Genomic DNA, 12617 nt, shown 5'->3' on the forward strand with positions numbered 1-12617 from the left:
TTCGAAGGTCGCTGTTGCCCGATTACCTCAGATTGCCGCAGAAGCGCTGGATACGCTTGCAGGCGTCCTCGAGATCCGAGGTCTTGGTCGCATAGGAGATGCGGAACGCCGGGCCGAGGCCGAACGCCGAGCCATGCACCACCGCGACGCCCTCGGTCTCCAGGAGCTCGGTGACGAAGGCCTCATCATTGTCGATCACCTTGCCCGACGGCGCGGTCTTGCCGATCGTGCCGGCGCAGGACGGATAGACGTAGAACGCGCCTTCCGGCCGCGGGCACTCGATGCCGTTAGCCTGGTTCAGCATCGAGACCACGAGATCGCGGCGCTCCTTGAACACCTTGTTGTTGGCCGGGATGAAGCTCTGAGGGCCGTTGAGAGCCTCCACCGCCGCCCATTGCGCGATCGAGCACGGGTTCGAGGTCGACTGCGACTGGATGGTCGCCATCGCCTTGATCAGTTGCGCCGGACCGCCGGCATAGCCGATGCGCCAGCCGGTCATGCAATAGGCCTTGGAGACGCCGTTCACGGTCAGCGTGCGGTCGTACAGCGAGGGCTCGACCTGGGCCGGCGTGGTGAACACGAAGTCGTCATAGACCAGGTGCTCATACATGTCGTCGGTCATGATCCAGACATGCGGATGCTTGACCAGCACCTCGGTGAGCGCCTTCAGCTCGGCCTTGGTGTAGGCCGCGCCGGTCGGGTTCGACGGCGAGCACAGGATCAGCCACTTGGTCTTCGGCGTGATCGCCTTCTCCAGCGCCTCCGGCTGCAGCTTGAAGCCGTGGGCGGCGGTGCAGACCACCGGCACCGGCTCGCCGCCGGCGAGCGCCACCATCTCCGGATAGCTGACCCAATACGGCGCCGGGATGATCACCTGGTCGCCCGGATTGATGGTCGCCATCAGCGCATTGTACAGCACCTGCTTGCCGCCGACGCCGACGATCACCTGGTTCGGCTTGTAGGTGAGGCCGTTCTCGCGCTGGAACTTGCCGATGATGGCTTCCTTCAGCTCGGGGATGCCATCGACCGCGGTATACTTGGTCTTGCCGTCCTGGATCGCCTTGATCGCGGCCTGCTTGATGTTGTCGGGCGTGTCGAAATCCGGCTCGCCGGCGCCGAGGCCGATGACGTTGCGGCCCGCCGCTTTGAGGACACGCGCTTTATCCGTGACCGCGATGGTCGCGGACGGCTTCACACGGTCGAGCGCAGCGGCGAGAAAGGACATCATCAGCTCCTATGCAGGCGTCGTGGATCACCCCCTCGGGGCCACGACCAGTCATGTCAGGGAAACGCCTGCTTTTACGGCCCGAAAGCCCGCATCGCAAGAAGCTTGGGCACATGGCTCCCAAGAGTTTAGGGAACGTTAAAGCGACCCGGCTAGCGTGGACCAACGATTGTCCCAATTTTCAGGCCGAAATGACCACTATCGGGAGCGCCCTGCGATCCGGCAACTGGCTGACGGCCGCGCGGATCAGATCCTACAGCTGGCTTCTGCTCGCGTTCGCGGCCGCCGCGGTCGCGGGCTGGATCGCGCTCTCCGACGGCCTGATCGATCGCAACGGCAAGCCGATCGGCACCGATTTCTCCAATGTCTATGCGGCAGGGGTATTGACCCTTCACGGCAAGGCCGCCGACGCCTACGACCCACCGTTGCAGCATGCGATGGAGAAGGCCGTGTTCGACGGCCGCGACGTGCCGTTCTTCGGCTGGCACTATCCCCCATTCTTCTTCGCAATCGCCGCCGTCACGGCTTTGCTGCCCTATGCCGGGGGGCTGGCGCTGTGGGTGGTGTCGAGCCTGCTCGCCTATCTCGCTGTCATGCGCGCGATCCTGCCGCGGTCGGAGACGTTGCTGGTCGCCGCCGCCTTCCCCGCGGTGTTCGTCAACATCGGTCATGGCCAGAACGCGTTCTTCACGGCCGCGCTGCTCGGCGGCGCGTTGCTGATGATGGAGCGCGGCCGGCCGTGGATCGCAGGCGTGCTGATCGGGCTTCTGGCCTACAAGCCGCAATTCGGCGTGCTCATCCCGATCGCCCTGCTCGCAAGCGGGCGCTGGCCGACGATCGCTGCAGCAGGTGTCACGGTGGCCGCGCTGATCGCGATCAGCTTCGCCGTGCTGGGCACCGACGTCTGGCATGCCTTCTTCCAGTCGATGACCTTCACCCAGACCGTGGTGCTCGAGCAAGGCGGCACCGGCTGGGAGAAAATACAGTCCGTGTTCTCGGCGGCACGTCACTGGGGAGCCGATGTCCGCACCGCCTATGCGCTGCAGACCTTGCTCGCATTGTCGCTCGCGGGCGGCCTTGCATGGCTGTGGCAGAGCGAGGCGGCGTTCGATCTGAAGGCCTCGGCGCTCGCCAGCGCGAGCCTGCTGGCAACGCCTTACGTTCTCGACTATGACCTCGTCGTGCTGGCCGTCGCGATCATCTTCTTCGTTCGCCATGGCCTCGCCGACGGCTTTCGCGACTATGAGCTCAGCGTGCTCGCCGCTGCGTGGATCGTGCCGCTGCTGTCGCGCAGCGTCGCCGGGCTGACGACGATACCGCTCGGTCTGATCGTGCTGATGGGTCTGTTTGCGCTGACTCTGCGCCGCGCGCTGGCCGATCGCGCCTCCGAGATCGACGGACACGCGCGCATCGCACAAGCGTGATCTCGATTATTTGAAGCTGTTGGAAAGTTGTTGTTCGCGAGTGCGGTGCAGTAGCTGTTTTCGACTTTTTCCATCCCTCGGCTCTTGCAGCCCGCGCCCATCGGCATCATTGTCTGGCCGCATTGCGGGACGATCTGGCGTCCAGATGCGTGATTCTCCAACGCGACGATTCCTCGAACTCGATACGGCCGGATGTACAAGCTCTATTCGATGCAGCGATCGGGCAATAGCTACAAGGTCCGCCTTGCGCTGGCGCTCCTGAACGCGCCCTATCAGGCGATCGAGATCGACATTCTCCGCGGCGAGAGCCGCACGCCGGACTTCCTCGCCAAGAACCCGAGCGGCCAGGTGCCGCTGCTCGAGGTCGGCGAGGACCGCTACATCGCCGAGTCCAACGCGATCCTGTGGTATGTCGCCGGCGGCACGCCGCTGGTGCCGGAATCACGCATCGAGCGCGCCGAGGCGCTGCAATGGATGTTCTTCGAGCAGCACGCGCTGGAGCCGAACATCGGCGCCGCCTATTTCTGGCTGCTGCTCGTCAAGGGCGGGCGTGACCTGCAGACCCACGCGCTGGAGGACTGGATGGAGCGCGGCTACGCGGCGCTGCAGGTGATGGAGAATCATCTCAAGAGCAACGACTACTTTGCAGCGAAGCAGCTGACCGTCGCCGACATCGCGCTCTACGGCTACACCCATGTCGCCGACCGTTGCGACTTCGATCTCTCGACCTTCCCGAAGATCCGCAACTGGCTGCGCCGGGTCGAGCATGCGCCCGGTTTCGTGGCGATGGACTGGCAGCCGGCCATGATCGATTCAGCGGGCATTGCCGCCGACTACGATTGACGGTGCACCGTAAGACTACCGACCGCCCGTAGAACCGCGGGAAAAATACACGCGCGGGCGGGAACAGATACCGGTAACGCCATCTTTTTGCCATTTTTGGCCAGTTGCCGCCCCAATCCTGCCCAGCGTTACCTTAGAATTTACCTCTGCGAGTGATTCGCTCGCGGATGTATGGGTAAGGGATTCGACTTCATGTCCCGGTGGCGTGGTGCTTCCGTTCCGAAGTTCAGTTGGGTCCGTGGCCCTGGGTCGCCCGGGACATCCGAACACAGTGAAGGGCCGGTCACAGCGACCGTCAGCGGCTTTCACGACCACGTCACGCTCACCCTTTCTGCCGACCTGACCACTGTGGTCGCGGCCACGATTGCAGCCAGCACGCTCTCATTGGGTGTGAGCGTCAGCATCGTTGTGCTGTCGATCCAGGCCGTCATCTCGATGCCCGCTTAGCCAGGAAGCCATTTTGACAACCCTTCGCGGTTTTCGCGACAACAGGCGATGATTGTCTCGCGCTGCAAATGGCGATGAAATCAACGGTCGTAATTGTTGCCGTGACCCTGGCACTCGCGATCCTGCTGGCGGCTTCACTGCTCATCATCATCGAGCGCCGCGGCGAGCTGTCGCTGTCGCCGCTCACCGAAGAAGCGCGGACGATGCATGTCCGGCTGATCGGGCCGCCCAGCACCGTCCCGGTGCAGACGGTCCCCGGTTGATCTCGGATCGAGCGGCACGTATCGAGGTCCCGTCCGACTCCAGCCGACGGTGAAGCCCTGATGACCGACGCCCCGACCATTCGCGCGATCGCGCGCGACGACTATGATCGCTGGCTGCCGTTGTGGGACGGTTACAACGCCTTCTACGGCCGCTCCGGACCGACCGCGCTGGCGGCCGAGATCACCGCCACCACCTGGGCTCGCTTCTTCGATGCCGCTGAGCCGGTGCACGCCCTGGTCGCCGAGAGCGGCGGCGAGCTGATCGGGCTGACGCATTATCTGTTTCACCGCGCCACCACATCGATCGGGCCGCTCTGCTACCTCAACGACCTGTTCACGAGCGAAGCCGCCCGCGGCAAGGGCGTCGGACGCGCGCTGATCGAAGCCGTCTACCACGCCGCCCGGCAGGCCGGCGCGCCCCGCGTCTACTGGCAGACGCATGAGACCAACATCACGGCACAGGCGCTCTACGACAAGATCGCCGAACGTTCGGGCTTCATCGTCTACCGCAAGGCGGTGTAGGCCAGCGGCTGTCATGCCGCCGTCATGCCCCGCGCCTACGCTCAGGCCGAGCGCTTGATCGGCCCCCCGTCACGGATCACGCGCGTCAGCGGTCCCCGTCAGACGCCGTCTCTGACCGGGGCCGCGCCTTTTTAGAGTTGCAGGTGGCGGTGGAGCAGCGGCCGCGACCGAGTCTCATGCAACATTCGTCGTCGGATCCAGCTTGACCGACGGCAACGGCGGAGACGTTCTGGCCTGCGCGGCGTCGATGCACAGCTTGACGGCCTCGCCCATGCTGACCGCGACCAGCTCGGCCTTGGTTGCCTCTTGCAGCGCCTTCACGGCCTGCTCATCGAGATCCGCTGCGCAGCAGACCAACATCACCCTGGCTCTGGGGAGCCGCCGCTTCAAACGACGGACGCTGTAGCGCATATGCGCAACGCCGGAATGGCCGAGGTAGACCAGGCAAGCAATCGCAATTCCTGCCGGCTCGAGCTTGATGACATTCGCCGTCGAAAGCGCCTCCGCTCCCGAAACCTTCGTCCCCAATCCGTGCGCCGAGAGCAGTTGGGCGAGAAGCACCGCAGCGGCTTCATCGATCGGGGTTCGACCAGCCACGCACAGCAGCGGCTGTTCGCTTCGCCACCCATCTGCGAGACTCTCCTTGCTGAGCACCGGCAACGTGTCGACGGCCCCGTTGCTCGCCGAATCGTCGATGGCTGAAGCCGCCTCTGGATCGGTGGTCCTCTCGCCTGTCGCCGCCGGCGCGTCATTCTGGTCGGAGAGATCGACGGTCAACTCGGTCACCGCGTCGCGGATGGTCGCAAGACGGTCGTAGGCGAGCGCGCCTCGTTCGGCGTCCGCCTGGGCCAACTGCAGCCCCTTCACCGCAACCTCGTCGCAATAGGCAATCAACGAGCGCTCCTTGAGATACTCCTCGGCCTTCTCGGCCGCTTCCGTCGGATCGTTTGCGAGCATGCGCTGGTAGAATATCTCGGGAGGGGACAACGCCGGACGATCGCCGAACATGACGTCGAGGAACTCCAGGCGCTCCACATGCCGTCCGATGACGACGAGACAGACCGTCAGCGGGGTCGCCAGCACCAACCCGATGGGGCCCCACAGGGCGGTCCAGAACGCGGCGGAGACCACCACGGCCACGGGGGACAGACCCGTGCTGCGCCCGTAAACCATCGGTTCGATGACGTGGCCGAGCAGCGGCTCGACGACCACAAACAGCGCCAGCGTCCAGATCAGCATCGTCCAGCCGGGGTCGACCGCTGCCGCCAGCGCGAGCGGAAACGCCGCTGCGATGACCGCGCCGATATAAGGCACGAATCGAAGCGCTGCGGCCAGAATCCCCCAAAGAATGGCGCTGGGAATGCCGATGAGCCACAAGCCGACGCCGATGACGACGCCGAATCCGCCGTTCAGGGCGAGTTGCGTGAGAAACAGCCGGCTGAGCCGGAAGGCGGCGTCGTCGAGCGCCGCGGTGGTGCGCTGCAGGTCCGATGAGCCCGCAAGGCGAATGAGCCGATTCCGCAGATCTTCGCGCTGGAGCAGGATGAAGATGACGAAGATGATGATGATGCCGGTGGTCGCCAGCGGATGAATGAGCGGCGAAATCAGCGTGCGAAGACTGTCCAGGGCGCCGGGATCAGGCTGGCGCACCTCGACCGGAATCGGGGCCACGGGAGCTGACGTCGTCGTGCGCAGTCCACCTGGCGTCCGGGCCTCCGGCTCCTTCGGCTTGTCGAGCTCCTTGCCCAGATCCTTGAGCATGTCCGATGCCCGCTCGAGTGTCCCTCGCCCGGCCTTTGTGTCGCGGAAGGACTGGATCTTGTTGCTCATCGTTGATTGATAGTTCGGCAACTCGCTGGCGAGCTGGGCGAGTTGCGTGGCGAGCAGGCTGCCCAGCGCAAAGATCACCACGAAGGCGAGAACGACCACGCTGACAACGGCCAGCCCCCGCGGAGCACGAAGCCGCTGCAATTGCGCGACCAGCGGCGCCAGCACGAAGCTGAGCAGAATGGCCAGCGCCACCGGAACGAAGATGTCGCGACCGAAATACAGCAGCGCGATGATGATGACCGCAAAAATGGCGACGGCCAAAGCGCTGATCAGGCCGAGAACTTCCTCGGTGGTACGAACCTTGAGCGGCTGCCGGCTGATCATCAAACTCTCTTTCCGAGCGAGGAAGCGCGCACGACGCTCGGGCGTTGGCTGGATGAAACGGCGAGCTCGACGAGCGCGGTCCGCCCCGCGTCGGTCGCCCGTTTCCGACACGCAATAACGAGGCCGTGAGCGTCCGGTTCCCCGGTGCGCCTTTCGTCGCATGCGCGACGATCAGCGGCTTCGAGGGACAGGCCTCGCTTCAACAGACCCGGGCATCGTTTGTGATCACGGAAGGGTTTGTTGGCGAGAGAGTAGCCACGCATGCGGTGTGCCCCCTCTCCCCGTTCTTCACGGGGAGAGGGTTGGGGTGAGGGGCAGCGGCACGGGAGGTTTCAGCTGTCCAGCAGATCAATCTTCTCTCATCAGCTCCTGTTGAATCGCCGCAAGCACCCCTTCGATATTTCCAAGAACGTCATTGTTCCAAAGGCGAAGACCCCGATAACCTTCGTCAGCTAAGCGACCGTCACGAACGAAATCCCGCGCGGACTCGCTGTGTTGACCACCATCGATTTCAATTATGAGAGATCTTTCCCGGCAGACGAAATCGCAGATGTATCCTCCGATCGGCATTTGCCGAACGAACTTGTGACCATCAACCTGGCGGTTACGAATCCTACTCCACAGCGCGCTCTCGGCCTTCGTCTGTGCGGTGCGGAGACGCCGAGCGAGTCCAGATCTAGGCCTCTCATGTGCCCCGCTCTCATCGAAAGTATTCGCCAGCGTCGAAAGAACCAACTGAAATACCAGCAGAAGACGGGGACCAATGCGATCCGAATGACCACCACCCGCGCCGCTGCCCCTCACCCCAACCCTCTCCCCGTGAAGAACGGGGAGAGGGAGCGCACCGCCGTCGCGGTGCAGCGGGAACCAAACGAGAGCTACTTCTTCCCGCCCACCGTCTGCCTGACCTCAAAGCCCTCGAACTGCGGCGGGCCGAGATAGAGCGGCTTGTTGTCGCCGGCGCCCTTGTGGGCCATGCGGAAGGCTTCGGATTTGGTCCAGTCCTCGAAGGCGGTCTTCGAGGCCCAGATCGTGTGCGAGGCGTAGAGCGTGTGGTCTTCGGCCTCGGGGCCCTTCAGCAGATGAAACTCGACGAAGCCGGGCACCTTGTCGAGATGGCTGTCGCGCGACAGCCAGACCTGCTCGAAGGCGGCTTCCGAGCCCTTGGCGACGCGAAAACGATTCATGGCGATGAACATGGATATATCTCCTGGATGTTGTGCCGCAGCGCCCAGGGATAGCAGACTTCACGCAACGATGCGCCTGCCGCATTCGTCGCTGATGCGGCGATGTCTTGAACATCCGGCGGCAACGCCGACCGACACAGCCTCAGGCGATGAGCCCCTTGATCGGCTTCACCGCCGCGCTCTCGGGAAACACCACGCCGCCGAGGACATTCTCGTTCAATCCGAGATGATCGGTGAGCACGCCCTTGAACACGGCGCGCAGATCGGTGGTCGGCGCGAGGTCGCGGCCCTGATAGAGACTCGCCAGCTTCAGCGTCGGCCAGTCGGCGATGACGCGTCCCCCCTTCACCGCGCCACCGGCGAGCAATGCGATGGTGCCGGTGCCATGGTCGGTCCCCTGCGTGCCGTTGATCCGCGCCGTACGACCGAACTCGGTCGCGACGACGACCACCGTGTCGCGCCAGCGCGGCCCGAGGCCGGCTTCGAATTCCGCGAGCGCGCCATCGAGTCCCGACAGCAGCTGTGCCAGCCGGCCGACCGCGCCGCCTTCATTGGCATGCGTGTCCCAGCCATCGAACGCCAGCGCCGCGATCCGCGGTCCGTCATCGGCGGCGATCAGTTTCGCAGCACCACGCGCGACCTGGCGCATCGCCGCGATCTGATTGCCGCCCGGCCTGGGCTTCATGTCGTCGCCGAACGCCACCTTCTCCAGCTTCAACCCCTGCGACAGAGCAGACGCCAGTGCGGGATCACGATGCGTGTAGAGGTCGACCAGGCGCATCGCGGTGTCGTCGTCGGCCTGCGGCAAGGTCACCGGGGCCCAGCCGACGATGGGAGCCGCACCGCGCAGCACCAGCGGCGCCGTCGGTCCAACCGCGAGCCCGCCGGAGACGCGCGGCCCGCGCGGCAGCGCTTCAATGGCGCGATTGAGCCAGCCGGACTGCACCCGGCCCGGTCCGGCAAAGCCGCTTTCGAGCACGTCCTGACCATCGAAATGCGAGCGCTCGCGATACGGCGTGGCGACCGCATGGATCACGGCGGCCTTGTTGTCACGGTACATGCGCGCGAATTCCGGCATCGACGGATGCAGCGCAAAGAACGAGTCGAGCGGCAGCGCAGGGTGCGGTCCATCGGCCGCAAGTGCGATCGCGCCATGCAGCCCCGCATAGTCGGGGTCGCCGATCGGCGCAACGGTCGCGAGCCCGTCGAGCGCACCGCGCAGGATCACGACGATCAGCCGTGGATCGCGATAACCGGCAGCGCGGGCGAATTTCGGCAAGTAGGCCCAGGCGGCGAAGGAGGCGCCCGCCAGCATCAATTGCCGGCGCGAGGGCAGCAGCGAGGTCGTGATCCGCTCCATCGTCATCTCCTCTGGAATTCCGGCGACATCAGGAGCAGCGCAAGCGCCTGCTGGCGCGACTCCGCCCGCTCGATCGTGCGCCGCGTTTCGGCCGAGGTCGCACTGCCCGCGGCGAGATCGAGCAGGTCGCGTGGATCGAGATTGTTGCCGAGACGTGACGCAAGCTGTGCCGAGATGTCGAGCCGCAGCTTCATGCCTTCCGGCGCGGCCCACATCGCGTTGCTATCGGCAAATCCATTTGGACCGGCCGGCGCCCATAGCGGCTGGCCGAGCGTGTTCAGCGAATTGAGATAGAAGCCGGGATCCTCGGGCACGCGCGCCAGCAGCCGGCCGCCGGCGACGAGAAACTCGTAGGGCGAGCGGATCTTGGTCAGCGGCGCCGACCAGGCCTCATCGGAATCGAGCAGGGCCAACGTCACCGCCTTGAGATCCCCGTCGGTCGTTCTGAACGCGGCCTCGAGCCGGGTGACGAGCGCGGGCGGCGGATCATCGGCGACGAAATGACGGGCGAGCTTGGTGGCAATGAACTTCGCCGTGGACGCGTGGCGCGCGAGGTCGGCGAGAGCAGCCTCGCCCTGCGCAAGGCCGTTATCCTGATAGATCTTGCCGAGCAGGGTCTGCGGCCCTGGCTGATGCGCATTGACGTTGAACACGAAGCTGCCGGGCGCGGCGTTGCGGCTGTTGCGGCCGGCAAAGCTCCAGCCCGTGATGATGCGCGCCAGCGACGTCACGTCCTGCTGGGTATAGCCGCCACCAACGCCGAGCGTATGCAGCTCCATGATCTCGCGCGCGAGATTCTCGTTGAGTCCGCGCTTGCGGTTCTGGCCGGCCCGCGAGTCCGGCCCGAGCGAGTCCTGGTTGTCGAGAAAGAACAACATCGCCGGATGCTGCTCGACCGCCTTCAGCATATCGGCGAAGCGCCCGAGCACGTGCGGCCTGATGGCTTCGCGCTCGAACGCGCCCGCCCACATCCGCGCCAGTTCGCCCTTGGCGGCGGAGATGCAGAAATGATTCGACCAGAACGCCACCAGGCGCTCGGTGATGCCGCAATCGGCGAGCACGGCGCGCTGGAGTCGCGCCAGCGCTTCGGCGCGAAAGGTCTTCTGGACGACGTTGGGCGGCTGCTGCGGCGGTGCCGGCTTCGCAGGAGCAGCCTGCATCGCCGGCGCAGCTTCACCGGCCGCCGCCATGCCGGCACTCGGCGACGCTGCCGCCGGCGGCACGGCCACCGGCATGTCGGCTGCATTCATCGACAGGCCGCGCGTCTGGCCCGGCTGCTCCGGTGCCGCCTCCGACTTCGCCGCCGCCTCGCGGGCTCGTTTCACCTCGTCCTGATAGGCAAAGACGGCGTCCGCGAGCGCGGGCGTGGCCAGCAGACCCGGCACCTCCAGCAGCGCGCCATTGGGCCGCAGGAGCTCGGCCTTGACGAAGCCGCGCGGATCCGACGCCGCGTTGACGAAATCGCCCGAGGCGCCGCCACGCGCGCCGAAGCCGAAGCGGTTCAACGCCACGAGGGCCGCCTGGGGATCACGGGCCATGCCTCGTCCTCGTCAAAAACTGCGCCAGAATGAGTGCGCCGACCTCGTGAACGGGTTCGACACCGGCGCGCTGGCGCCCTGTGCAGCCCGGCACTATACTTGCGGCAGCAGATGAACCGGGCATGAAAAGGACCGATCGGACGTGGTTCCGAAGGTGACAAATCGTTTAGCAAACGTTACCGCGCGAAAACTCGCTTGTGAGTCGTGCGGGACGGAATTCACGTGCGATCCCGAGGGCGCCTGCTGGTGCTTCGAGGAGTCCATCCGCCTGCCCTTGCCGAAGGCCGGGCAGAGCCCGTTCAAGGACTGCCTGTGCGTCCATTGCCTGAAGCGGCTGGCCGGCGAGGCGGAGCGGAGCTCATGACGCGGTGGCAGGTCGACGCCGTCCTGCTCGACATGGACGGCACGCTGCTCGACACCGAGAAGGTCTATCTCGAAGCATCGATCGCCGCGTTCAACGCCCTCGGCTATAGCGAAGGCGTGACCGAGCTCTGCCACGCCATGATCGGCATTCCCGGCCCCGACAACGAGCGGACGCTGCGCGACCATTTCGGTGACAACTTCCCGCTCGTTGAAGTCAATCGCCTGTTCGCCGCCAAGACCATCGAGATCCTGGATGCCGGCATGCCGCTGAAGCCGGGCGTGCTGACGCTGCTCGATGCGATCGAGGCAGCCGGCCTGCCCAAAGCCGTCGTCACCTCGTCCTCGCGCCGCACCGCGTCCGAGCACCTGCGGCTCGCGCGCATCGACCACCGCTTCGATGCGGTGCTGACCCGCGACGACGTCAGTCGCGCCAAGCCGCATCCCGACCTTTATCTGCTCGCCGCCGAGCGGTTGCGGACGCGCGCGCCGGCCTGCGTGGCGATCGAGGATTCCAATCCCGGCGTCGCCGCGGCCCACGCCGCCGGCGCGATCACGCTGATGGTGCCGGACATCGTGCCGCCGACCGACGAGACACGTGCGAAATGCGAAGCCGTGTTGCCGGATCTCGACGCCGTCCGCGAGATGCTGGGATTGCGCCTGCAGTTCGTGCCGCCGACATAGACCGCGTCTGGCAGGTTCACCGCGCGGCAGGCGGCCGGCGTGGGGCCGCGGATTTCGCGCGTCGCGCCAGCGCCGCAGTCGTCAGCGCCCGCGCGGCCTCACCCGCGGTCTCCATGTAGCTGGCATCACGATGCAGCAGCACGACCGCGAATGCGCCGTCGAGCAGCAGCAGCATCTGCCGCGCCAGCTCGCCTGACGCCGCGATGCCGGCGGCTTCGAACGTCGTCTGCAGCCAGGCCTCGAACTTCTTCTTGTGCGCGGCGCCGATCCTGATCGCGGGATGGCCGGGCAGATTGGCGAGCTCGGCCGTCGTGCGCAGGAAGCCGCAGCCGCGCCATTTCGGATGTCGAGCAGCCCGAGCAAGCTGACGGAAGATCGCGGCGACCTTGTCCGGCAACGCACCCTCACCGTCATCGAACCAGCGCTTGAACAGCTCGAGGTTCGGCTGGTCGCGCGCGGCGAGATAGGCCGCGACGAGATCGTCCTTGCTGCGGAAATGATAGTACAGCGTCTTCTTGGTGATGCCGGCCCTCGGCATAGAACAGCCGGCTCGCCGCGGTGAGGATGCGCGTGCGGGTCGGATCGGACGAACGGGCCATGACTGCGCTCA

General features: G+C 65.5%; 13 protein-coding genes and 1 pseudogene. 7 read left to right on the forward strand and 7 right to left on the reverse strand.

All coding sequences use genetic code 11. From position 1 onward, the window contains the following. Positions 1-22 precede the first annotated feature (22 nt). The gene (locus tag QX108_RS25345) at positions 23-1225 is read right to left on the reverse strand and encodes a pyridoxal phosphate-dependent aminotransferase (RefSeq protein ID WP_315787439.1); all 1203 of its coding nucleotides are present in this window, start codon (positions 1223-1225) and stop codon (positions 23-25) included. 191 nt (positions 1226-1416) lie between these two features. On the opposite strand from QX108_RS25345, the gene QX108_RS25350 reads away from it, so the two are divergent. The 5 genes from QX108_RS25350 to QX108_RS25370 all read left to right on the forward strand — a co-directional run bounded on the left by QX108_RS25350 (position 1417) and on the right by QX108_RS25370 (position 4724). After that, positions 1417-2649: a glycosyltransferase family 87 protein gene (locus QX108_RS25350; protein ID WP_315726376.1), complete on the forward strand. Its 1233-nt coding sequence runs from the start codon at positions 1417-1419 to the stop codon at positions 2647-2649. Between the two features lie 192 nt (positions 2650-2841). Then, positions 2842-3492: a glutathione S-transferase family protein gene (locus tag QX108_RS25355; RefSeq protein WP_172112377.1), complete on the forward strand. Its 651-nt coding sequence runs from the start codon at positions 2842-2844 to the stop codon at positions 3490-3492. Positions 3493-3684: 192 nt separating this feature from the next. Beyond that, positions 3685-3939, forward strand: coding sequence for a hypothetical protein (locus QX108_RS25360; protein WP_315721706.1), 255 nt, complete (start codon positions 3685-3687; stop codon positions 3937-3939). Positions 3940-4007: 68 nt separating this feature from the next. Then, complete coding sequence (locus QX108_RS25365) at positions 4008-4202, forward strand: hypothetical protein (RefSeq protein ID WP_315787442.1); 195 nt, start codon at positions 4008-4010, stop codon at positions 4200-4202. Positions 4203-4262: 60 nt separating this feature from the next. Further along, positions 4263-4724 carry a GNAT family N-acetyltransferase gene (locus QX108_RS25370; protein ID WP_315787444.1) on the forward strand — a complete coding sequence of 154 codons (462 nt, stop codon included), beginning with the start codon at positions 4263-4265 and terminating at the stop codon, positions 4722-4724. A 174-nt stretch (positions 4725-4898) separates the two neighbouring features. Here the strand turns inward: QX108_RS25370 and QX108_RS25375 are convergent, their stop codons facing one another. The 5 genes from QX108_RS25375 to QX108_RS25395 all read right to left on the reverse strand — a co-directional run bounded on the left by QX108_RS25375 (position 4899) and on the right by QX108_RS25395 (position 10963). Continuing rightward, on the reverse strand, positions 4899-6878 hold the full coding sequence (locus tag QX108_RS25375; protein WP_315787484.1) for an AI-2E family transporter: 1980 nt from the start codon (positions 6876-6878) through the stop codon (positions 4899-4901). A gap of 348 nt (positions 6879-7226) precedes the next feature. Beyond that, positions 7227-7682 (reverse strand): endonuclease domain-containing protein, encoded by a 456-nt coding sequence (locus QX108_RS25380; protein WP_315787446.1) that lies wholly within the window; start codon positions 7680-7682, stop codon positions 7227-7229. Between the two features lie 74 nt (positions 7683-7756). Beyond that, a complete protein-coding gene (locus QX108_RS25385; RefSeq protein WP_009026294.1) occupies positions 7757-8077 on the reverse strand; it encodes an antibiotic biosynthesis monooxygenase family protein in 321 nt (106 codons plus the stop codon). A gap of 130 nt (positions 8078-8207) precedes the next feature. Next, complete coding sequence (locus QX108_RS25390) at positions 8208-9431, reverse strand: DUF1501 domain-containing protein (protein WP_315787449.1); 1224 nt, start codon at positions 9429-9431, stop codon at positions 8208-8210. Continuing rightward, the gene (locus tag QX108_RS25395; RefSeq protein WP_315787450.1) at positions 9428-10963 is read right to left on the reverse strand and encodes a DUF1800 domain-containing protein; all 1536 of its coding nucleotides are present in this window, start codon (positions 10961-10963) and stop codon (positions 9428-9430) included. Before QX108_RS25395 ends, QX108_RS25390 begins: the two co-directional genes overlap by 4 nt. A gap of 154 nt (positions 10964-11117) precedes the next feature. On the opposite strand from QX108_RS25395, the gene QX108_RS25400 reads away from it, so the two are divergent. Further along, entirely contained in the window at positions 11118-11327 is a 210-nt protein-coding gene (locus QX108_RS25400; protein ID WP_409998559.1) for a cysteine-rich CWC family protein, read from the forward strand. Then, the gene (locus QX108_RS25405) at positions 11324-12007 is read left to right on the forward strand and encodes an HAD family hydrolase (RefSeq protein ID WP_172112385.1); all 684 of its coding nucleotides are present in this window, start codon (positions 11324-11326) and stop codon (positions 12005-12007) included. The genes QX108_RS25400 and QX108_RS25405 overlap by 4 nt, the downstream gene beginning before the upstream one ends. 16 nt (positions 12008-12023) lie before the next feature. Here QX108_RS25405 and QX108_RS25410 read toward each other — a convergent pair. Continuing rightward, positions 12024-12606: pseudogene (locus tag QX108_RS25410) on the reverse strand (TetR/AcrR family transcriptional regulator). Between the last annotated feature and the right edge of the window lie 11 nt (positions 12607-12617).

Source organism: Bradyrhizobium sp. SZCCHNR1002, assembly GCF_032381435.1.
Lineage (GTDB): Bacteria > Pseudomonadota > Alphaproteobacteria > Rhizobiales > Xanthobacteraceae > Bradyrhizobium > Bradyrhizobium aeschynomenes.